This window comes from Pseudomonas sp. GW821-FHT09A09 (genome assembly GCF_059418405.1).
Genome location: NZ_JBWKPU010000020.1, coordinates 13,502 through 35,132, shown reverse-complemented (window position 1 = coordinate 35,132; position 21,631 = coordinate 13,502). Strand labels below are relative to the sequence as shown.

General features: G+C 61.6%; 20 protein-coding genes. 10 read left to right on the top strand and 10 right to left on the bottom strand.

Annotation, left to right across the window (positions count from 1 at the left end; translation table 11 throughout):
* Positions 1-34: 34 nt before the first annotated feature.
* The gene (locus tag AC07OV_RS18220) at positions 35-664 is read left to right on the top strand and encodes a DNA-3-methyladenine glycosylase I (protein WP_176995794.1); all 630 of its coding nucleotides are present in this window, start codon (positions 35-37) and stop codon (positions 662-664) included.
* Between the two features lie 109 nt (positions 665-773).
* On the opposite strand, the gene AC07OV_RS18215 is transcribed toward AC07OV_RS18220, so the two are convergent.
* Complete coding sequence (locus AC07OV_RS18215; protein WP_176995795.1) at positions 774-1,175, bottom strand: cupin domain-containing protein; 402 nt, start codon at positions 1,173-1,175, stop codon at positions 774-776.
* Between the two features lie 85 nt (positions 1,176-1,260).
* Positions 1,261-2,694 carry a MocR-like pyridoxine biosynthesis transcription factor PdxR gene (gene pdxR / locus AC07OV_RS18210; protein WP_495092715.1) on the bottom strand — a complete coding sequence of 478 codons (1,434 nt, stop codon included), beginning with the start codon at positions 2,692-2,694 and terminating at the stop codon, positions 1,261-1,263.
* Positions 2,695-2,848: 154 nt separating this feature from the next.
* Here pdxR and AC07OV_RS18205 point away from each other — a divergent pair, with 154 nt between their 5' ends.
* Positions 2,849-3,292, top strand: coding sequence for a carboxymuconolactone decarboxylase family protein (locus AC07OV_RS18205; RefSeq protein ID WP_494998043.1), 444 nt, complete (start codon positions 2,849-2,851; stop codon positions 3,290-3,292).
* Between the two features lie 203 nt (positions 3,293-3,495).
* Here AC07OV_RS18205 and AC07OV_RS18200 read toward each other — a convergent pair whose 3' ends face one another.
* The 3 genes from AC07OV_RS18200 to AC07OV_RS18190 all read right to left on the bottom strand — a co-directional run bounded on the left by AC07OV_RS18200 (position 3,496) and on the right by AC07OV_RS18190 (position 6,423).
* Positions 3,496-4,263, bottom strand: coding sequence for an SDR family oxidoreductase (locus AC07OV_RS18200; protein ID WP_495092714.1), 768 nt, complete (start codon positions 4,261-4,263; stop codon positions 3,496-3,498).
* Positions 4,264-4,272: 9 nt separating this feature from the next.
* The gene (locus AC07OV_RS18195) at positions 4,273-5,340 is read right to left on the bottom strand and encodes a phosphotransferase family protein (RefSeq protein WP_176995798.1); all 1,068 of its coding nucleotides are present in this window, start codon (positions 5,338-5,340) and stop codon (positions 4,273-4,275) included.
* Positions 5,341-5,469: 129 nt separating this feature from the next.
* Complete coding sequence (locus AC07OV_RS18190; RefSeq protein ID WP_176995799.1) at positions 5,470-6,423, bottom strand: 2-hydroxyacid dehydrogenase; 954 nt, start codon at positions 6,421-6,423, stop codon at positions 5,470-5,472.
* 514 nt (positions 6,424-6,937) lie between these two features.
* Between AC07OV_RS18190 and AC07OV_RS18185 the strand changes: the two genes are divergently transcribed.
* Positions 6,938-7,258, top strand: a complete 321-nt coding sequence (locus tag AC07OV_RS18185; RefSeq protein ID WP_494998040.1) for a hypothetical protein — start codon at positions 6,938-6,940, stop codon at positions 7,256-7,258.
* A 17-nt stretch (positions 7,259-7,275) separates the two neighbouring features.
* Here AC07OV_RS18185 and AC07OV_RS18180 read toward each other — a convergent pair whose 3' ends face one another.
* Both AC07OV_RS18180 and AC07OV_RS18175 read right to left on the bottom strand, forming a co-directional pair.
* Positions 7,276-7,800 (bottom strand): cysteine hydrolase family protein, encoded by a 525-nt coding sequence (locus AC07OV_RS18180; protein WP_494998039.1) that lies wholly within the window; start codon positions 7,798-7,800, stop codon positions 7,276-7,278.
* A 198-nt stretch (positions 7,801-7,998) separates the two neighbouring features.
* Positions 7,999-8,598 (bottom strand): TetR/AcrR family transcriptional regulator, encoded by a 600-nt coding sequence (locus AC07OV_RS18175; protein WP_494998038.1) that lies wholly within the window; start codon positions 8,596-8,598, stop codon positions 7,999-8,001.
* 284 nt (positions 8,599-8,882) lie between these two features.
* Between AC07OV_RS18175 and AC07OV_RS18170 the strand changes: the two genes are divergently transcribed.
* The 3 genes from AC07OV_RS18170 (at position 8,883) to AC07OV_RS18160 (ending at position 13,087) form a co-directional block, all read left to right on the top strand.
* Positions 8,883-10,160 (top strand): serine/threonine transporter, encoded by a 1,278-nt coding sequence (locus AC07OV_RS18170; protein WP_494998037.1) that lies wholly within the window; start codon positions 8,883-8,885, stop codon positions 10,158-10,160.
* Positions 10,161-10,836: 676 nt separating this feature from the next.
* Positions 10,837-11,454, top strand: coding sequence for a ParB-like protein (locus tag AC07OV_RS18165; RefSeq protein ID WP_494998036.1), 618 nt, complete (start codon positions 10,837-10,839; stop codon positions 11,452-11,454).
* Positions 11,444-13,087, top strand: coding sequence for a SulP family inorganic anion transporter (locus tag AC07OV_RS18160; RefSeq protein ID WP_495092713.1), 1,644 nt, complete (start codon positions 11,444-11,446; stop codon positions 13,085-13,087). The genes AC07OV_RS18165 and AC07OV_RS18160 overlap by 11 nt, the downstream gene beginning before the upstream one ends.
* A gap of 51 nt (positions 13,088-13,138) precedes the next feature.
* Here the strand turns inward: AC07OV_RS18160 and acnB are convergent, their stop codons facing one another.
* On the bottom strand, positions 13,139-15,748 hold the full coding sequence (acnB, locus tag AC07OV_RS18155) for a bifunctional aconitate hydratase 2/2-methylisocitrate dehydratase (RefSeq protein ID WP_176996174.1): 2,610 nt from the start codon (positions 15,746-15,748) through the stop codon (positions 13,139-13,141).
* A 394-nt stretch (positions 15,749-16,142) separates the two neighbouring features.
* Here acnB and AC07OV_RS18150 point away from each other — a divergent pair, with 394 nt between their 5' ends.
* Positions 16,143-16,616 carry a DUF1289 domain-containing protein gene (locus AC07OV_RS18150; RefSeq protein ID WP_494998034.1) on the top strand — a complete coding sequence of 158 codons (474 nt, stop codon included), beginning with the start codon at positions 16,143-16,145 and terminating at the stop codon, positions 16,614-16,616.
* Between the two features lie 89 nt (positions 16,617-16,705).
* On the opposite strand, the gene AC07OV_RS18145 is transcribed toward AC07OV_RS18150, so the two are convergent.
* Positions 16,706-17,569, bottom strand: coding sequence for a universal stress protein (locus AC07OV_RS18145; protein WP_495092712.1), 864 nt, complete (start codon positions 17,567-17,569; stop codon positions 16,706-16,708).
* A gap of 153 nt (positions 17,570-17,722) precedes the next feature.
* Here AC07OV_RS18145 and AC07OV_RS18140 point away from each other — a divergent pair, with 153 nt between their 5' ends.
* Positions 17,723-18,325 carry a MiaE family protein gene (locus AC07OV_RS18140; protein WP_105697059.1) on the top strand — a complete coding sequence of 201 codons (603 nt, stop codon included), beginning with the start codon at positions 17,723-17,725 and terminating at the stop codon, positions 18,323-18,325.
* Here AC07OV_RS18140 and AC07OV_RS18135 read toward each other — a convergent pair.
* The gene (locus AC07OV_RS18135; protein WP_495092711.1) at positions 18,281-19,480 is read right to left on the bottom strand and encodes an MFS transporter; all 1,200 of its coding nucleotides are present in this window, start codon (positions 19,478-19,480) and stop codon (positions 18,281-18,283) included. The genes AC07OV_RS18140 and AC07OV_RS18135 overlap by 45 nt on opposite strands.
* A gap of 157 nt (positions 19,481-19,637) precedes the next feature.
* Between AC07OV_RS18135 and AC07OV_RS18130 the strand changes: the two genes are divergently transcribed.
* Both AC07OV_RS18130 and AC07OV_RS18125 read left to right on the top strand, forming a co-directional pair.
* Complete coding sequence (locus AC07OV_RS18130; protein WP_176995811.1) at positions 19,638-20,345, top strand: response regulator; 708 nt, start codon at positions 19,638-19,640, stop codon at positions 20,343-20,345.
* On the top strand, positions 20,346-21,623 hold the full coding sequence (locus AC07OV_RS18125) for an ATP-binding protein (RefSeq protein ID WP_495092710.1): 1,278 nt from the start codon (positions 20,346-20,348) through the stop codon (positions 21,621-21,623). It abuts the gene before it with no gap.
* Positions 21,624-21,631: the final 8 nt, after the last annotated feature.

Genomic DNA, 21,631 nt, shown 5'->3' with positions numbered 1-21,631 from the left:
CTTATCATCCACGGCTGAGTAGATGAGGTGATGGATGGACAAACCAGGGCTGACAACGGACGAAAACGGGCGCACCCATTGCACATGGCGAACGGCGGCACCGCAGTACCCGCAGTATCACGACCACGAGTGGGGCGTGCCGGTAGGGGACGACACCTTGTTGTACGAGAAGATCTGCCTGGAAGGTTTCCAGGCGGGCATGGCGTGGATCACCATTCTGCGCAAGCGCGAGCAGTTCCGGGCGGCGTTCGACGGTTTTGATTTTCGCCGGGTGGCGCAGTACGGCGAGGCGGATATCGAACGCTTGATGAGCGACCCCGGCATCGTGCGCAATCGGGCGAAGATCGTGTCCACCATCAACAATGCGCGGCGGGCGTGTGAGCTGGTGGACGAGACGGGTTCGTTGGCGCGCTGGTTGTGGGCGTTCGAGCCCGCTGAGGAAGAGCGCCCGGCCGTGGTGGACATGGCTTATTGGACGACGAACCCAACCTCACCGGCCTCGGTGCGCCTCTCCAAGGCCTTGAAGAAACGCGGTTGGACCTATGTGGGCCCGACCACGATGTATGCGCTGATGCAGGCGATGGGTATGGTCAATGACCACCTCGAAGGCTGCGCTTGCCGGCCACAGATCGAAGCACTGCGCCATCAATTCAAACGCCCCTGACAGCCCACGCTCAAACCTGTAGGAGCCCGGCTTGCCGGCGATGGCGGCCTGGGTATCACTGCATCACTTGAGGCCCGATCGCCGGCAAGCCGGCTCCTACAGGTCGGAGTCATTGCTTCAATGGAGTGAGCACCTCGGCCTTGTCATCCAGCACCATCACCACCAGCAACTTCGCCGGTTGTGTCTGGCTGGCGTTGCTCGATTCAAAGTGCCGGGAACCGGCCGGTTCGTAGAAGGTTTCGCCGACCTGGTAGGTTTTTGCCGGCTCATCATTCACCCGTGAAGTGATCGCGCCTTGCAGCACGTACGCCACGGCGGTGCCGGTATGGCTATGGGGCACGGTGGCCTGGCCGGGGGCGTAGTCAACGGTGAGCATGATGGTTTTCTTGCCCGGCACGTTGGTCAGGGCGTGTTCTTGCAGGACCTTGATCGATTCCTGGTTGTACACCGGTTCGTGGGCAAAGGCGCTGAGGGAGGCGAGCATCAGCGTGGCAGCGAGCAGTCGTTTCATGATGGGGGTTTCCGCGTAGTTCGAGACCCCTTCACCCTACGCCCGACCCCGTGCTCGACCAATGACCAATCCTGCGGAAAACAGCCTAGCCAATCTGCTGCAGGATATCGCGCACCCGGTCCAGCGCCGGGTCGATGTCCAACAGCTCAATAGCGCCGAAGCCGATGACCAGGCCCGATCGCACCGGCACGTCATGGAAGAACACATCCACCGGGTACAGCCCCACCTCCACCTGCCGCGCCAATTCCATCAGCAACGGGATGTTCACCGGCACCTTGCACAGCGCCGCCATGTGGAAGCCCGCCACCGTCGGCACGGCCTCGAACCACGGCGACAGATCACCCGCCAGACGTTGCAGAATGCGCTCGCGGCGTCCGGCGTACACCGTGTGACAGCGGCGGATATGCTTGAGCAGGTAGCCTTCGCTGATGAACTTGGCCAGGGCCCACTGGGGTAGGGTGGAACTGTGCTGGTCGGTCAGTTGCTTGGCCTTGAGCACCGCACCATAAATCGCCGGAGGTAGCACGGCGTAGCCCAGGCGCAGTTCCGGCAGCAAGGTTTTGGAGAAGGTGCCCACATAGGTCACCACGCCTCGGGTGTCTATGCTTTGCAGGGAATCGGTGGGACGGCCTTCGTAGCGGAACTCGCTGTCGTAGTCGTCTTCGATGATGATTGCGCCCAGCACGAAGGCGCGGGCCAGCAGCGCCTCGCGCCGCGCCAGGCTCATGGGCATACCGAGGGGGAACTGATGGGACGGTGTCACGTAGATCAGCCGTGTGCCGTCGGGAATCTTGTCCACCTCGATGCCCTGTTCGTCCACCGGGACGCTGGCCACCTGGGCGCCCATCGCCATGAACAACTGGCGTGCCGGGCTGTAGCCGGGATCTTCCATGGCGACGATGGTGCCCGGCTCCAACACCACGCGGGCGATCAGGTCCAGGGCTTGCTGGGCGCCGTTGGTCACCACGATGTTATCGGCGCGGCATTTGACCCCGCGAGAAAACGCGATATGCCCGGCAATCGCCTCGCGCAGCGCTGGCAAACCTTCGGGCTGACTGTAGAAACCGCTGTTCTGGGCGATACGGCGCAAGGCGTCCTGGGTGCAACGACGCCATTCATCCTGGGGGAACTGGTTGCGGCTGGTGGCGCCGCCGATAAATTCGTAGCGCAGCGTGCTGTCACGGGTGGGGTGGCGCATGGGTGAGGGCAGCGCCGCCCATTTGCCCAGGTTGGCGGCGCAGGCCAGGTCGGTGGCGGTTTGCACGCGCTCGGCCTGGGGCGCATGGGCATTGACGAACGTGCCCCGGCCGGTCTTGCCCACCAGCAGGCCCTCGTAGGTCAGGGTGGCATAGGTGTCGGAGACGGTCTTGCGCGACACGCCCAGTTGCTCGGCCAGCAGGCGGCTGGGGGGTAATTGCGCGCCCGCCGCCAGGCGCCCGGAGCCAATGGCTTCACGCAGCTGCTGGTACAACTGTTCGGCCAGGTCCTTGCGGCCGTTGATCACCACGTGCAGTTCCATGTTTTATCCTGAGGCGCTAAATCTGCCCCAAGGTTACTCGCTCGCGTGGCGCCCTCAAAATGGTCTGTCCAGAATCCGCCCGATTGGCTATAGGGCTTGCAGCGCCTGGGCGTTAGGCTGGGCTGTCATCGCACCGGCCGCACGAGAACCGCCCATGGAACCCCGCCTGGATTACTACACCGCCTCACCGCAAGCGCTCAAGGGCATGTTGATGCTGGAAGCTGCCACCTTTGGGTTGTCCATCGAAAAGCCGTTGCTGGAACTGATCAAGATCCGCGTCTCGCAGCTCAACCACTGCGGGTTTTGTACCGACATGCACTCGATGGCAGCACGGCAGCGGGGGGAGACGGAGCGGCGCCTGTTCGCGCTGTGCGTGTGGCGCGATTCGCCGTTTTTCAACGGGCGGGAGAAGGCCGCGTTGGCCTGGTGCGAGTCGGTGGCAACGCTGCCGACTTCAAGGGTTTCAGATGAGCTCTACACGGCAGTGCGCGCAGAATTCAGTGAGCAGGAACTGGTCGACCTGACCATGGCGGTGTCCAGCATCAGCGGCTGGAACCGCCTCGCGGTGAGTTTTCGGCAACAACCGCCAAACCCTTGAGTACACCGCCGATCAACAATGTGGGGCTTGCCCGCCGCTTTCGCAGGCAAGCCAGCTCCCACGGGAGGCTGCGTAACGAAGAAGATCCACTGTAGGAGCTGGCTTGCCAGCGATGACGGTGGGTCAGCTGCAACGCTGTTCACTGATGGATCGCTATCGCCAGCAAGCCGGCTCCTACATTGAGGTGGGTGATGCCCGCGGAATCAGGACAGGAAACCACCGTCCACATTCAGCGACACGCCCGTGGTGTAGCTGGACGCATCACTGGCCAGGAACAACACCGCGCCGGCCATTTCGCTGGGGTCGGCCACACGCTTGAGGGGAATCTGCGCCAGGGCCATTTTCAGGATCGAGTCGTTCTTGACCAGCGCCGAGGCGAACTTGGTGTCGGTCAGGCCAGGTAGCAGGGCGTTGCAACGAATGCCGAACGCGGCGCACTCCTTGGCGAACACCTTGGTCATGTTGATCACGGCGGCCTTGGTCACCGAGTAGATGCCCTGGAACACACCCGGGGAGATCCCGTTGATCGACGCCACGTTGATGATGCTGCCGCCGCCGTTCTCACGCATGAGCTTGCCGGCCTCTACCGACATGAAGAAGTAGCCGCGAATGTTCACGTCAACGGTCTTCTGGAAGGCACCGAGGTCGGTGTCCAGTACGTTGCAGAACTGCGGGTTGGTAGCCGCATTGTTGACCAGGATATCCAGGCGCCCGAACTGCTCGCGGATACCGGCGAACACCTGGGTGATCTGTTCCATTTCACCGATGTGGCAGGCCACGGCGGTGGCTTTGCCGCCGTCGGCAACGATCGCATCGGCCACGTGCTGGCAGCCTTCCAGCTTGCGGCTGGACACGATTACGTGGGCGCCTTGCTGGGCCAGCAACTTGGCGATGGCTTCGCCGATGCCACGGCTGGCGCCGGAAACGAAAGCGATCTTGCCGTCGAGGTCGAACAGGTGGGTCTTGGACATAGCGGTTCCTTAAAGGGACGATTTGCTGATGACGTTCAGGCTCATCTGCTCCAGCAGCTTGTTCATGTGAATGAACTGTGCAAAGCGTTTGTCCTGGGTCTGGCCATGGAAGAAGCGGTAGTAGATCTGCTGCACGATGCCGGCCAGGCGGAACAGGCCGTAGGTGTAGTAGAAGTCGAAATTGTCGATCTCAATGCCTGCGCGTTCGGCGTAATAGTCGACGAACTGGCGGCGGGTGAGCATGCCGGGGGCATTGCTCGGTTGGCGGCGCATCAGTTGCACCGGCGCCGGGTCCGCCGCTTCGATCCAGTAGGCGAGGGTGTTGCCCAGGTCCATCAGCGGATCGCCGAGGGTGGTCAGCTCCCAGTCGAGCACGCCGATGATCTGCATCGGGTTGTGCGGGTCGAGGATCACGTTATCGAAGCGGTAGTCGTTGTGTACGATGCTGGAGGTCGGGTGGTCGGCCGGCATCTTGTCGTTGAGCCAGGCGCGTACGGCTTCCCAGCGCGGCGCATCGGGAGTCAGGGCCTTCTCGTAGCGGTCGCTCCAGCCACGGATCTGACGTTCCACGTAGCCTTCCGGCTTGCCCAGGTCGGCGAGGCCGCAGGCGGTGTAGTCGACCTGATGCAACTCCACGAACTTGTCGATGAAGCTTTTGCACAGGGCCTCGGTCTTGGCCGCATCCAGGCCCAGTTCGGCCGGCAGGTCGGAGCGCAGGATGATGCCGTTGACCCGTTCCATCACGTAGAACTCGGCGCCGATCACCGACTCATCGGTGCAATGCACGTAGGCTTTGGGGCAATACGGGAAGCCGTCCTTGAGCTGATTGAGAATGCGGTATTCGCGGCCCATGTCGTGGGCTGACTTGGCCTTGTGGCCAAAAGGCGGGCGGCGCAGCACGAATTCCTGGCCCGGGTATTCCAGCAGGTAGGTCAGGTTCGACGCACCGCCGGGGAACTGGCTGATTTTGGGCGTGCCGCTCAGGCCCGGGATATGGGCCTTGAGGTAGGGATCGATCAGGCTGGCATCAAGTTCTTCGCCTGGGCGAATCTGGGTCGATTGGTCGTTAAGCGCCATGCTTATCCCTTCTGCTTATTCTAAAGGCCTCGGACTATTTCCTAATCTAATGCGCGCAGCCGCCCAGCGACAAGGTCGGGGCGGCTTTATAGGTTAGCGTGTTGGATGATGATCAGCGTGCCTGATCGGTCATTTAGTGGGCGGGGGCAGGGCGACCGGCGTGAGCACCGGGCGGCCGGCGAAGTATTCCACCAGGTTGTCGGCGACGCGCTGCACGGTGTCATGGGCGGCTTCCGGTGACAGGCCGGCGACGTGGGAGGTGAGCACGGTATTGCTCAGCTTCTTGAGCGCGTCGGGCACCTTGGGCTCATCGTCGAACACGTCCAGTGCGGCGCCGCCGATCCGGCGCTGCTCCAGTGCCGTCACCAGGTCGGCGGTGACCACCACGCTGCCACGGCCGATGTTCACCAAGTAGCCGTTGGGCCCCAGTGCGTCAAGGGCGTGGCGATCGATCAGGTGACGGGTGCTGGCCCCGCCGGGCGTGGCCAGGATCAGGAAGTCCGAGGTGCGCGCCAGTTCCACGGCGGTTGCGCAATAGGTGTAGTCCACGTCATCGCGGGGCTGGCGGTTGTGATAACTCACCTCCATTCCGAACCCGAGGGACGCACGTTTAGCGATCTCCATGCCTACCGCACCCAGGCCGAGGATGCCCAGTTGCTTGCCGCCCAGTGACGGGCGCATTACCTTGGGCCATTCGCTGCGGCGCACGGCGGCGTCTGTCTGGGGGATGCCGCGCACCAGCGACAGCAACAGCGCCATGGCGTGGTCGGCCACCGACGGCGCGTTCACCCCCGCGCCGTTGGTCACGACAATCCCACGGTTGCTCGCCGCTTGCAGGTCCACGTGCTCATAGCCAGCGCCGATCACGCAGATGATCTCCAGCAGCGGCAAGGCGGCGATTTCTTCGGCATACAAGCCCAGCGGGCCACGGGTCAGCACCGCCTTGATCTGCCCACCATGGGCCTTGATCGCCTGGGCGCGTTCGGCAGGCGTCGGCGCCAGAATCACATGAAAGTCATTGCTCTCGATGATTTGCAGGTATTCGTTGATGGTTTCAACCAGGACCAGAACGGTGGTGGACATCGGAAGGCTCTTCCTGAAGGGTTTGAGAGGGGCAGTATGCGTGATTTGTAAGACGGAGCGTTTTGTTGGGATAGAAAATTTTCTTCTTTCGTAAGGCCTGTCTGAATTTCAAAACCGTCCGTCCAAGGTGGGTGTACTGAGCCAGACTTTGTCGACTTTCCCACCTGCAGAGACGACATGGATGCTTTGTTCCTGCCACACCTGAAGAGATCGAATGGACGCCATACGGTTACAAACACTGCCCCTCAACGCTTGTCCCCTGGAGAACGGTCATCGCCAGTACAGTGGTCGGCCCGGCCAAATACCGGCCCGGCATCGCTATTGAAAAGCTGGAACGAGAGGCCTATAAAAATGGAGTGCCCACCACCAACGGAAAACCCTGGAAAGTGATGGAATGCCAGCATTGCATCGGAGCCAGTCATGGAAAGCTCAGCCGCTGGGTGCGAGTAGAACTCAGTGCTGGCGCTATACATGGCCACCCGATTTCTGAACAGGAATTCATGAGGTTAACAAATTGATCGCGTTCAACTTTAGCGGTGGCACAGTCACCCATGACGATCTGTCACTGTTGCAGGACATTGCGGTGGCAAAACAAACCGACTTGCTGAAAGAAGATATGCTCCAGGTGGAGTTTGCCGGTGGACTACTACTGGATGTGGGTTGGTACCCTGAGTTTGATGCTTCGGGTGGTTTCCGGATAAATGTCATCAAGAATTTCGACTGGGATCGTCCGGTCGTGGCATTGACGGCACACGAAACCACAGAGCTTGTAGAACAACTGAACGTTGCGCAGGACGCCATCAATGGCGAACTGCGCAAGACCTCGGCTTTTTAGTCGGCGGTAGCCACGGCCTAACGCCAGACATCCACCGCTTTGACCCGCTTCACAAATGTCCCTGCCAGCGTCGCATTGTGATGCTCGATGATCGCCCTGGCGGACAGCGCCGGGGTGTCCATGCAGGTATGGCCATCCTCCGGCAACACCACCGAAAACCCCAGCTCAACCGCCACCCGGCAAGTGGTGTCGACACAGAACTGCGTTTTCATCCCGACGATCACCAACTCATCGACGTTTGCTGCCGCCAGGCGCTCGGCCAGGTCAGTGCCTAAAAAGCAGCTGGGGCGGGTTTTGCTGAACAGACAGTCGCGGGCTTCGTCTACCTCAAGGCCCGGCCACAGTTGCCAGAGCGGGCTGCCCGCTTCGATGGGGGAGCCAGCCGGGCCGGTGTGGCGAGCGACGAAGATCGGTGCGTGGGCGGCGCGGGTGCGTTGAATCAGCAGGTTGATGGTATCGAGCACGCGCTCCCGTTCGAAGGGTTTTTCCGGGCCGTCGTACAGGCCGACTTGCATGTCGATGATCAGCAGGGCGTTAGCCATGGGGGTGCTCCTTATGTGTGCCAGGTGACGGAGCAATAAAAAGGCCCCGTCCATTGCTGGCGGGGCCTTGGGGTGATTCCGGGGTGTGTCTAGTTCATGCACCCACGGTCACCGCACGACCCGCCAGAAGCGGTCGTGGTAGTGGTGCGGGTGAGGAACAGCTGGATAAGATTCATGGCCCGATCATGCTGTGGCGGGTCAGTGGCTGTCAACGGATGCGTCCGTTTTCTTCTCGGGCAGAAGCGTGTTTCGGGCGGCGCTGAGGAATTCTTCTGACAAGCCACTGCCTCGAGTCGCACGGGCGAGCACCAACGCGCCGACCATCATTGCGTAATCCGCCAGCATGGCCTCACGGCGGTCATCCCGCAGTTGGTCGAAGACCTCCAGCGACTGCTCGACGCCGTTGATGAAACTGTGCTGCAAGGCGGTGTCGGCCGGTTCATGGCACATGTCCGGGGTAAAGGCCGAGATCGGGCAGCCGTCGCCGGGGTTGTCGCGGTGGTGGGTCGAGAAGTACGGGCGCAGGATCGCTTCCCGGGCGGCCTGGGCGTCAGCGCTGGCGCTGATCTTGTCCTGCCAGCCGAGGTTCGATTGCTCGAAGGCTTTTTGGCACGCCTCGGTCGCGAGGGCTTCCTTGGAGGCAAAGTGCCCGTAGAAACCGCCGTGGGTCAGGCCGGCGGCGGCCATCACGTCCGACAGGCTGATGCCATGCAGCCCGCGTTCACGGAACAGGCGCGTGGCGGCCTCGACGATGATTTCGCGGTTGAGTTCGGCTTGTTTGCGGGAGACGCGAGGCATGGCGGGGTTCTCGGGAGAAAGGCGGGCACTGCGCTAAAAAGTACAGGAATGCCCGGCAATCTAAAATAGATTTGTTGGGGAATGTATTCTGGCAGCGGCGCTGGAGCCAGCGTAAACCGGCGCTTTTAGCCACCCTTGAACGTCTGCACCGCACAACCGTTCCTCAGCTAAGTCTTTGCTTATTCAGGAGAATCCCGGACAATCGCGCCCCTGTTATGGTCGGGGCGCTGCCTGTCAGGTTTTTCTGACTCGTCCCGGCTATGGAAATGCGGAGATCCGACCGGATGAATGATCAGGCCAATAGCGTCGACCAACGTTATGAGACGACACCTGCAACCCTCACAAGCTGGAGCCGCCAGGACACCACCTGGATGCTTGGCCTGTTCGGCACCGCCATTGGCGCCGGCACCTTGTTCTTGCCCATCAACGCCGGCCTGGGGGGCTTCTGGCCGCTGCTGATCCTGGCCGTGCTGGCGTTCCCGATGACGTTCTTTGCCCACCGTGGCCTGACCCGTTTCGTCCTGTCCGGCCGTGAAGGCTCCGACATCACTGACGTGGTTGAAGAACACTTCGGCATCAAGGCCGGCGCGCTGATCACCTTGCTGTACTTCTTTGCGATCTTCCCGATCCTGTTGATCTACAGCGTCGCACTGACCAATACCGTCAGCAGCTTCATGGAGCACCAGCTGCACATCATGCCGCCGCCCCGGGCGATCCTGGCGTTTGTGCTGATCCTCGGCCTGTTGGCCGTAGTGCGTTGCGGCGAGCAAGTGATCGTCAAGGCCATGAGCCTGATGGTGTATCCGTTTATCGTGGCCTTGCTGTTCCTGGCCGTGTACCTGATCCCCCACTGGACCGGCGGCATCCTCAGCACGGCAAGTGAAGTGCCGGCCCCCTCGGCGCTGCTCAACACCTTGTGGCTGGCCATTCCGGTGATGGTGTTCTCGTTCAACCACTCGCCGATCATCTCGGCGTTTGCGGTGGACCAGAAGCGCCAGTACGGTGCCCACGCCGATGAGCGCAGCTCGCAGATCCTGTCCCGCGCCCACCTGTTGATGGTGGTGATGGTGCTGTTCTTCGTGTTCAGCTGCGTGCTGACCCTGTCGCCGGCGCAGTTGGCCGAGGCGAAAGCGCAGAACCTGTCGATCCTGTCCTACCTGGCTAACCACTTCGACAACCCGACCATCGCCTTCGCCGCGCCGCTGATCGCGTTCGTTGCGATTGCCAAGTCGTTCCTGGGCCACTACATCGGCGCCAGCGAAGGCCTCAAGGGCTTGGTGGTCAAGACCGGTCGCCGTCCGGCACCCAAGACCCTGGACCGCATGACCGCAGCCTTCATGCTGGTGGTGTGCTGGATCGTCGCCACGCTTAACCCGAGCATCCTCGGCATGATCGAGACCCTGGGCGGCCCTGTCATCGCGTCGATTCTGTTCCTGATGCCGATGTATGCCATCCGCAAGGTGCCGGCCATGGCCAAGTACCGTGGGCAGGCGTCCAATGTGTTTGTCACGGCGGTGGGCCTGGTGGCGATTACTGCGCTGATTTACTCGCTGCTGTCCTGATTCCAGGCGGCAACGACACAGGCCGATTCGCGTGCACCGCGAATCGGCCTTTTTTGTGCGTGCGGCATGGGTGTCAATCGATTCAAACTGTGGGAGCGGCGTTGCGACGATTCGACTTGCTCGCGAAGGCGGCCTGTCAGGCGACTAAGCTTGATTGGATGTACTGCGCTCTAATGTAGGAGCTGGCTTGCCAGCGATGGCGGTCACTCAGCCAACCCACCCCTACCTGACACCCCCGCATTCCAACTGTGGGAGCTGGCTTGCCTGCGATGACTGTGGGCTGGGCGCTATAAATTTTTGGCCGGAGTACATATCCGTTGCTGCGGTAACGGCGGCTTAGGGTTCCGCCCTTACGGCGGGTCACTTTCGAAAAGCGCGAAAGTAACCAAAGCGCTCTTGCCCCACCACTCGGTGTCTCGCCTAGGCTCGACATGCCCTCACTCCGGCTTGAATCCGTGGGCCGCCGTCATGGGCCATCCTTGGCCCAGGACGGCTAACCCGGCGTCCTGCCGGGTTACCCACGGATTCAAGCCTGCGTTCGGCCAGCGTGGTTGACGGGGCGCCTCAGATCAAGATCAAAAGCCAAAGCCAAAGCCAAAGCCAGAACTTCTGTAGATACCTGCGTTGCAATGAGGGCTAAGCTTGTCGGCTTATAGATTCCTTTTTGGAGTTGTCCATGGCTCGGCCCCGCCCGCAACTGGTCACCGGCAAGCTGGAAAAGCTGCACCCCACGCAACTCACCGTCGGTCTGGCTGAGGTCGCTGCCAAGCGCGAAGCCTGGACCAAGCTCAAGCGCAAGGAGCGCGCCGCTGCGCTGGATAGACATTGGTTTCCCTGCGTGCTGGGGCCGGACGAGCGCTATTACATTACCGATCACCACCACTTTGGGCTGGCCCTGCTGCTTGAGGAGGTCAAGAGCGTGTCGTTGCTGATGCTCAAGGACTTGTCGTTTGTCGAGCGCAGCACGTTCTGGAATGTCATGGCCTTCAACCAATGGGTGCACCCCTACGATGCCCGGGGGCTGCGTCGCTCCTACGAGGCTATCCCCCGAAAGATTACCGACTTGCAGGACGATCCCTACCGGAGTCTGGCCGGCCTGTTGCGTACGGCGGGTGGTTACGCCAAGGATGCTACGCCGTTCAGCGAGTTTCTCTGGGCTGACTTTTTCCGCACCCGTATCGGTAGCGATGTGGTCAGCCAGCCGAGTGCCAAGGTGTTGGCCAAGGCCATGGTCCTGGCGCGCAGCCAGGAAGCACGTTATTTGCCGGGATGGGTAGGGCCGATTGAAAACTGAAACCAATACGCCTGTTGTTGCATCGCCCAACCGTATCCAGGACCTGCTTGCCGGGTTGTCCATTGCCGGGTTGCTGCTGCCCGAAGCGGTGGCGTATTCCAGCATCGCCGCATTGCCGCCCCAGGCTGGGGTGATTGCCCTGTTTGCAGGGCTGCTGTGTTACGGCCTGTTCGGCACCAGTCGCTTTGCGATTGTCTCGGCCACCTCGTCTTCGGCGGCAGTCTTGGCGGCGGCTACGGCCAGCTTGGCCGGTGGTGACCCGGCGTTGAGGTTGTCCCTGGCGTTCGGCCTGGTGCTGATCACTGCGCTACTGTTCCTGCTGGCGGGGTTGTTCAAGCTCGGAGGCGTGACGTCGTTCATCGCCAAACCGGTGTTGCGCGGCTTTGCCTTCGGATTGGCGCTGACCATCATCCTCAAACAGTTGGCCAGCGTGGTCGGCGTGCACCTGACCGACAACAACCTGATCCGCTTCCTGCCGCAATTGCTCGAGCAGTTGCCCCGCTGGAACTGGCCGGCCGCGACGGTGGCCGGGGTGGCCTTGCTGGTGCTGTGGGTGTGCGCGCGGATTCCGCGCTTGCCGGGCGGGCTGTTGGTGGTGGTGCTGGGCATCGTTGCCGGGCAATACCTGGACCTGCAGGCCCACGGCGTTGCACTGATCGGTCTGATCGACCTGCGCCTGGCGTTGGGGCACTTCCCGGATTTGCCGTTCGCCGACTGGCTGCGGTTGGGCGAACTGGCGTTTGCCTTGGTGATGATCCTGTATGCGGAGTCCTACGGCTCCATCAGCTCGTTTGCGCTTAAACACGGCGATCGCGTGTCATCCAACCGCGACCTGCTGGCCTTGGGCGCGGCCAACCTGGTGTCCGGGTTGTTCCATGGCATGCCGGCCGGTGCCGGGTATTCGGCCACCTCGGCCAATGAAGCGGCGGGGGCCAACTCGCGCCTGTCGGGTATTGTCGCGGCCTTGGTGGTGCTGGCGATCGTGTTGACCGTGCTGCCGTATGTGGCGCTGACCCCGGAGCCGGTGTTGGCAGCTATCGTCGTGTATGCCTTGGCGCGGGGCTTGAGTTTGCAACCCCTGGGGCGTTATTTCCTGTGGCGGCGCGACCGTTTGCTGGTGGTCTGTGCTGTGGCGGCGGTGCTGGTGTTGGGCGTGCTGGATGGCTTGCTGCTGGCGGTGGCGATCAGCGTGGTATTGATGCTGCGCCAGATGTCGTCGGCGGACATCCAGGTGCTCGGGCGTCTGGGTAACAGCCATGACTTTGTCGATTGCCAGCACCACGCCGATGTGGTGGCAGTGCCCGGTGTATTGATCGTGCGGCCCAGCGAGGCGCTGTTCTTCGCCAATGCCGAGCGTATCCTCGGCGCCGCCTTGCGCTTGATGCGCCAGTCGCCGGTGGACGCCGTGGTGTTGAGCCTGGAAGAGTCGCCGGACCTGGATGGCACCAGTATTGAAGCCCTGGCGGCGTTCTTTGCCCAGGTGCGCGGGGAGGGCAAGCGCCTGGTGCTGGCGCGTGTGCGGCATCCGGCGATGGACGTGTTGCGGGCCTTGCCCGAAGCACAGGCACCGCAGGTTCAGCTCAGCGCCTTGAGTGTCGATGGCGCGGTGCAACTGGCCAAATCCCAGCCTTAAAAAAACGCCGCGTATCGTGGAATACGCGGCGTCCTTTTACGTCAACACACCTTAGGCTTGAATCACCGGGATGTTGGCGCTTGCTGCGATTTTACGGAACTCGGCGATCTGGTCGAAGTTCAGGTAGCGGTAGACGTCACTGGCCATGGTGTCCAGTTTCGCTGCGTAGCCCATGTACTCTTCGACAGTCGGCAGGCGACCCAGGGTGGAGGCAACCGCCGCCAGCTCAGCCGAGGCCAGGTAGACGTTCGCGCCGTCACCCAGGCGGTTCGGGAAGTTACGGGTGGAAGTCGACACAACCGTCGAGTTCGGCTCTACACGTGCCTGGTTACCCATGCACAGCGAGCAGCCCGGCATTTCCATGCGCGCGCCAGCCTTGCCGTAGATGCCGTAGTAGCCTTCTTCGGTCAGTTGGTGAGCGTCCATCTTGGTCGGCGGCGACAGCCACAGACGGGTTGGCAGCTGACCCTTGACCTGTTCCAGCAGCTTACCGGCAGCGCGGAAGTGACCGATGTTGGTCATGCACGAACCGATGAACACTTCGTCGATCTTCTCGCCAGCAACGCTCGACAGCAGACGGGCATCGTCCGGGTCGTTCGGTGCGCAGAGGATAGGCTCGTTGATGTCGTTCAGGTCGATCTCGATGATTTCGGCGTATTCGGCGTCGGCATCGGCTTCCATCAGCTCAGGGTTCTTGACCCAGGCTTCCATCGCTTGGGCACGACGTTCCAGGGTACGTGCATCGCCGTAGCCTTCACCGATCATCCAGCGCAGCAGGGTGATGTTGGAGTTCAGGTACTCGGTGATGGACTCTTTGGACAGCTTGATGGTGCAACCGGCAGCCGAACGTTCAGCCGAGGCGTCGGACAGCTCGAACGCTTGTTCCAGCGTCAGGTCGTTCAGGCCTTCGATCTCCAGGATGCGGCCGGAGAAGGCGTTTTTCTTGCCTTTCTTCTCTACGGTCAGCAGACCCGACTGGATCGCGTAGTAAGGAATGGCATGAACCAGGTCACGCAGGGTGATGCCAGGTTTCATCTTGCCTTTGAAGCGCACCAGGATCGATTCCGGCATGTCCAGTGGCATGACGCCAGTGGCTGCGGCGAACGCGACCAGGCCAGAACCGGCCGGGAACGAGATGCCCATCGGGAAACGGGTGTGGGAGTCACCACCGGTACCCACGGTGTCCGGCAGCAGCATGCGGTTCAGCCAGCTGTGGATGATGCCGTCGCCTGGACGCAGCGATACACCGCCACGGGTCATGATGAAGTCAGGCAGGGTGTGGTGGGTGGTCACGTCGATCGGCTTTGGATAGGCCGCGGTGTGGCAGAAGGACTGCATCACCAGGTCGGTCGAGAAGCCCAGGCACGCCAGGTCTTTCAGCTCGTCACGGGTCATGGGACCAGTGGTGTCCTGAGAGCCCACGGTGGTCATCTTCGGCTCGCAGTAGGTGCCAGGACGAACGCCTTTGCCTTCCGGCAGGCCACACGCCTTGCCCACCATTTTCTGTGCCAGGGTGAAGCCTTTGCCGGTATCGACAGGCGCTTCAGGCAGCTTGAACAGGTCGGTTGGGCCCAGGCCCAGTTCGGCACGTGCCTTGTCGGTCAGGCCGCGACCGATGATCAGCGGGATACGGCCGCCAGCACGGACTTCGTCCAACAGCACCGGAGTCTTCATTTCGAAGGTGGTGATGACTTCGTCGGTGCCGTGTTTGCAGACTTTGCCAGCATGCGGGTACAGGTCGATCACGTCGCCCATGTTCATGTTGGTAACGTCGAATTCGATTGGCAGTGCGCCCGCATCTTCCATGGTGTTGTAGAAGATTGGAGCGATCTTGCTGCCGAAGCAGAAGCCGCCGGCGCGCTTGTTCGGCACGTACGGAACGTCGTCGCCGAAGAACCACAGCACGGAGTTGGTGGCCGACTTACGCGACGAACCGGTGCCGACCACGTCGCCCACGTAGGCGATCGGGAAGCCTTGGCCGCGCATTTCTTCGATCTGCTTCATCGGGCCGGTCTTGCCTTGCTCGTCCGGCACAATGCCTTCGCGAGCCATTTTCAGCATGGCCAGGGCGTGCAGCGGGATGTCTGGGCGGGACCAGGCGTCAGGCGCAGGGGACAGGTCGTCGGTGTTGGTTTCGCCGGTGACCTTGAAGACGCGCAGGCTGATCTTGTCGGCCAGGGTAGGGCGGTTGCGGAACCACTCGCCGTCAGCCCAGGACTGGATCACGGCTTTGGCGTGTTCGTTGCCGTTACGGGCTTTTTCAGCCACGTCGTGGAACGCATCGAACATCAGCAGGGTGTGCTTGAGTTGGGCGGCGGCGACAGGAGCCAGGGTGGCGTCGTCCAGCAGCTCGACCAGGGTCACGATGTTGTAGCCGCCTTGCATGGTGCCAAGCAGTTCAACGGCGCGCTGTTTGCTGATCAGGGGGGAAGTGGCTTCGCCCTTGGCCAGGGCAGACAGGAAACCGGCCTTGACGTAGGCAGCTTCGTCAACACCTGGTGGAATGCGGTTGGTGATCAGGTCAACGAGGAATTCTTCTTCGCCAGCCGGAGGATTTTTCAGCAGCTCGACCAGGCCTGCGGTTTGTTCGGCGTTAAGCGGCTGGGGAACGATACCCAGTGCTGCACGCTCTTCGATATGTTTGCGGTAGGCTTCAAGCACAGTTATTACCCTCATCAGTGGTCCCACGGGACGCTCATCCAGAAATGAACGGCACGCATGCGCTCGGGGGCTTTTTGGGCCGCAAAGCCAGCGCTGCCGGCATTCCTCACAGAAGCTGCTTTCAAAGTTTTACGCCTGCAGAGCGGAGCTGATGAGGGTTGGCGCTGGCTATTTACCGCGTAAATAACCGTCGCCAACACCGCTCTGAAGGAACGACTGTGCTCGTGACGCTTTGAAAACAGCTTCCAATGGATTATTGGCGCCTTACAAGGCCGGATGATTCTACGGCAAAAAATTTCTAAAGGTAAGTTGCCTAACCAAGTTTGCGGGGTGATCGCCGTTAGACAAAGGGCTAACATGGCGCATTGTTTCGCTGATCGGCGTGTTGTTGCCCATGTCCAACCAAACCATCAAGACCCCCTGCGTCGGCCTGTGCTCCACGGTCTACGGCGATCTCGTGTGCCGAGGCTGCAAGCGCTTCCACCATGAGGTGATCCAGTGGAATGGCTACGGCGAAGAGGAAAAACGTGCGGTCTGGCTGCGGTTGGAGCAGCTGTTGGTGCAGGTGATGGCCGGAAAACTGGAGGTTTTTGACCCCAAGACCCTGCGCGGGCAGTTGGAGCAGCGCAAGATCCGCTTCGTGCCGCACCAGTCCGAATACTGCTGGGCCTACCAGTTGATCGCTCGCGGGGCTCGGGTGATCAATAATCTGGAGGCCTATGGCATGGTGCTGTTGCCCGAGTTTCGCGATTGGCCTTTGCCGGATTTGCGCGATGCCATTGATCGCGAGTTTTTTATCCTCTCCGAGGCGCATTACCAGCGCTACATCGCCCCCGGGTTTCTCAAGGATGCACTCAGCTCTTTGTAGGAGTCCGGCTTGCCGGCGATGGGGCCTGTTTGTTTTGCGCAAAGACAAAGGCCCCCATCGCCGGCAAGCCGGCTCCTACAGAGGACGCGTTATTGCTGAGACGCCAGTTCTTCCAGATGATCCATCAACGCCTGCGGCTTGAGCACAAGCACATCGCTCTCCACCGCATCCAGCACCACCTCGGCCGTATTGCCGATCAACGCCCCCGAAATACCCGTACGCGCCACCGTGCCGATAATCGTCACTGCCGCCTGCAATTGGTGCACGGTATGCGGAATCAGCACATCCGCAGGTCCTTCCATGATGTGCAGGTGTTTGTCATCCACATCGAACTCCGCTTGAAACGCCCTGCATTGCTCGCGATAGCGCGCCTCGATGGTTTCCTTGAGTTGGAAGGTAGGGTCGGCCGCCGACAGCATGGGCGACGGGTGGGCACTGATCACATGCAGTTGCGCCTTGGCCAGGTGGGCGATATCAAAGCCATGGTCAATGATCGAATTGTGCAGCGAACGGTGCTCACCGTCGTTGTTGCCCACGTCGATCGCCGCCAGGATCACCCGGCCCGCCCACGGCGTGGCAGTCTTGACCAGCAGCACCGGTGTCGGGCAGTAGCGCAGCAGTTTCCAGTCGGCCGGGGTCAGCAGGGCCTTTTTCAGCGGGCTGTCGGCAAAGTGCTGCTTGATCACCAGCCCGCAGCCTTCGGCCTGCTGCACATCGACAATGGTTTCATGCACGCTGGTATTCCACGCCTGTTCGGTGGTCACGCTGTAGCCGTCTTCCAGCAAGCCGGCCTTGAGCAGGCTCAGCAGCGCCGAGTGCTCGTGTTTCTTGTCGCACACCAGCAAATGCAGGTGCGCGCCGGTCACCCCGGCGATCAGCTTGGCACGCTTGAGGGCCAGGCTTTCCGAATGCTCGGGCTCGATGACCACCAGGATGCTGCGGATGGCTTGCATGATCGGGGACTCCAGGAAGAGGGCGGGCGTGCAACAACTATAGTTGCTGCCACGCCGCCGTCATGTTGATGCACATCAAGGGCGGTGGCTGGTGGTCTGCGGCGTGGTCGGTATAATCGCCGGCCTTTTGTGATCCTTTTGCCCGTGAGCCCGATGAACCTGCCCGAAATCCACGAATTCCTCGGCTGCCGCACCCCCGACGCCTGGGTCCAGGCCGCACTGGCCGATCAGGAAACCCTGCTGATCGACCACAAGAACTGCGAATTCAAAGCCGCCAGCACCGCCCTGAGCCTGATCGCCAAGTACTACAGCCATGTCGACCTGATCAACATGATGTCGCGCCTGGCCCGGGAAGAACTGGTGCACCACGAACAAGTCATGCGCCTGATGAAAAAGCGCAAAATAGAGCTGCGCCAACTGAATGCCGGGCGTTATGCCTCGGGATTGCGCAAAGTGGTGCGCACCCACGAGCCGGTCAAGTTGGTGGACACGCTGGTGGTCGGCGCGTTTATCGAAGCGCGCAGTTGCGAGCGTTTCGAAGCACTGGTGCCGCATTTGGACGAAGAACTCGGCAAGTTCTACTTCGGTTTGCTGAAAAGCGAAGCCCGGCACTTCCAGGGGTACCTGAAACTGGCCTACCAGTACGGTGACGCCAAGGATGTCGCCCAAGTGATCGAGCGGGTGAGGGCGGCCGAGCAGGAGCTGATCGAGTCACCCGACGTCGAGTTCCGCTTTCACAGTGGCGTGCCAGCCTGACGCCACGGCCACACCGATCAGCGCGGTGATCCCGGTCAGCAGCAGGATCACCGTCTGCGTGCCCAGGGGCGCCGCCAACACGGCAATCAGCAAACCGGCCAGTGGTTGGGCCAAGTTGTTGAACAGGGTGATCACGCCCACCGTCTTGCCGAAGTCCTGCACCGGGATCACCCGTTGCCGCGTGCTGCGCATGTACACGTTGAACATCTTGTCGAAGCCGGTCACCAGCAGGAACCCCAGGGCGTAGGCCCACAGGTTGGGGCTGATCGCCATGATCAGTGCACCCACGGCAATCATCGAATACGACAGGCCGCCCAGCACCTTCAGGGGCAATGTCGCGCGCGCCAGGTAAAACAGGATGACGATGGTCACCCCGGCGCCGGCCGCCTGCAGCACGGCATAGCCGTCCTTGCCCGCACCAAACTGGCCGGTGACCATCGCCGCCGAAGTGGCCAGGGTCACGCCGATGATCAGGTTCACGCCCACGGCCAGGGTGATTACGCGCTTCAACTCCGCCAGGTTGCGGATATGCCCCAGCGCCGTGCGCAACGGTTGCAGCCAGATATCCCGATGCTGGGCAAAGACTTGCAGGTTCACCGTGCTGTGGCGTTGCCACACGCGCATCGCCACATCGGCCATCACAAACAGCCCGGCCACCCCCAGCACCACCAGGTGCCACGCCCACACCTCCAGCATCAGCGCCGCCACCAGCGGGCCCAGCACCAGCCCGCTCTGGTCGGCGATTTGTGAATAGGACAGGGTCTTGGCATAGCTGTACTGCGCGAAGACGTGGGGCATGAGCACTTCGCGGGCCATGATGCCCTGGGTGGTCAATACCCCGCACAACGCCGAGAGCAGTACGATCCAGTAGATACCGTCGAATACCCCGTACAGCGCCACCGCCGCCACACAGGCCAGTGCCCGATATACCTGGCTGATATGCAGGATGCGCGCAGGCGGGTACTTGTCGCACAATGCCCCGCACACCGGAAAAGCCAGGTAGCGCGGCAGCGACTCGACAAAAAACGCAAGGCCGGCCCAGGAAACGCTGCCGGTGCTCTGGAACACGATCAACGGCACGATAAACAGCAGGATCTGGTCTGCCAGCCGCGACAAAAACAGCGAAACGAAGAACGCCAGGTAATCCTTGCGCATACAACTCCCTGTGAATGGCGTTAAAGAGTGCGGGGTATTTGTTAAAAACTCTTAAAAGCATGAAGCTTCGTCGGCGCGTAATGGCCAACCGCTTCTGTGTATCGGCTTGCCACCTATAATGCGCACACTTCAATTCGCGCATCCACACTGAGAATTTATGGAAAACCTGGGTCTGGGCAAGGTCCTGCTCGTCGAGGACGATGAAAAGCTGGCGGGGCTGATCGCGCACTTTCTGTCGCAACACGGTTTTGAGGTGCGGGTGGTGCACCGGGGTGATGAAGCCTTGGCGGCGTTTCTCGATTTCAAGCCAAAAATCGTCGTGCTCGACTTGATGTTGCCGGGCCAGAGCGGCCTGCACGTGTGCCGCGAAATCCGCAACGTGTCCGACACGCCCATCGTGATCCTCACCGCCAAGGAAGATGACCTGGACCATATCCTGGGCCTGGAGTCTGGTGCCGACGACTACGTGATCAAACCCATCAAGCCGCCCGTGCTGCTCGCCCGTTTGCGTGCCTTGCAACGTCGCCAAGTGCCCGAACCCACGGTACGCGGCTCGTTGGAGTTCGGCCGGTTGTCGATCGACCGCAGCTGCCGGGTGGTCAGCCTGGGCGACGAGAAGGTCGACCTCACCACTATGGAATTCGAACTGCTGTGGTTGCTGGCCAGCCACTCCGGCACCATCCTCTCGCGCGATGACATCCTCAACCGCATGCGTGGCATCGCCTTCGACGGCCTTAACCGCAGCGTTGACGTGTACATCAGCAAGCTGCGCGGCAAGCTCAACGACAACCCCCGGGAACCGGTGTGCATCAAGACCATCTGGGGCAAGGGCTACCTGTTCAATCCCTTTGCGTGGGAGGTCTAGATGCTACGGCTGTTTTTGCGCCTGTATGTGATCCTGGCGCTGGGGTTGGCCGGGGCGATCTGGCTGGTCAACTACACCTTCGACGAACTGCTGCCCGAAGCCAACGAAGTCTATAACCGCGAAGCGCTGCGCGGCCCGGCCTATGGCGTGGTGGAGCAACTGCGCCCGTTGCAGGGCGCGGCCCGTGAGGCGCGCCTGGCCGAGTTGCAACCCCATTACGGCTTGCACCTCAAACTGGTGGAACGCGATGCCATGGCCCTCAACGAGCGCGAGCAAAAGCTGCTCGCCGACGGCCAGTTGGTGGTGCGCGGGGACTTCATGGAGTTCATCACGAATATCGACGGTGGCCCGCAACTGCTGGACATCAAACTGCCGGAAGAGCCCAAGTGGCTGTACCTGTGGGCCTACGGTTTCCTCGGCGTGAGCCTGGCGATCGTGTTGTATTTCTGGGTACGCCCCCATTGGCGCGACCTGGAGCATATCCGCCTGGCCGCACAACGGTTCGGCGACAACGACCTGGGTTCACGCATCCTGCTGCCGCGCCGCTCCACCGTGCGCGAATTGGCCGGGCACTTCAACCAGATGGCCGAGCGTATCGAAAGCCTGATCGCCAACCAGCGCGAACTGACCAATGCGGTCTCCCACGAGCTGCGTACACCGATTGCGCGGTTGTCGTTCGAGCTGGACCAACTCAAGCAACAGGCTGATCCGCGCCAGAGCCGCGAGCTGATTTCCGACATGTATGCCGACCTCGGCGAGCTGGAGGAAATGGTCTCGGAACTGCTGACCTACGCCAGTCTGGAGCGCGGTGCCACCCAGGTCACCCGGGAAAGCATCGAGGCCCACAGTTGGCTCGACAGCGTGATCGGCAGCGTGGCGCTGGAGGCCGAGGCGGCCGGTGTGCAGTTGTCGTTGCGCACCTGCGAGGTGGATTTCATCCAGATCGAACCGCGCTTCATGGCGCGTGCGGTGATCAACCTGCTGCGCAATGCCATCCGCTATGCCGAGCGACGCGTGGAGGTGTCGCTGATCAAGTTCGGCAGCGGCTACGAAGTGCGGGTCAACGACGATGGCCCGGGCGTACCGCTGGACGGCCGGGCCAAGATTTTCGAACCCTTCATGCGCCTGGACGCCAGCCGCGACCGGCGCACCGGCGGCTTCGGCCTGGGCCTGGCGCTGGTGCAGCGCGTCAGCCAGTGGCACGGCGGGCAGGTGGAAGTGCTGGATTCGGAATGGGGCGGGGCATCGTTCCGCATGACCTGGGCGTACGCCGAATAACCTCGACC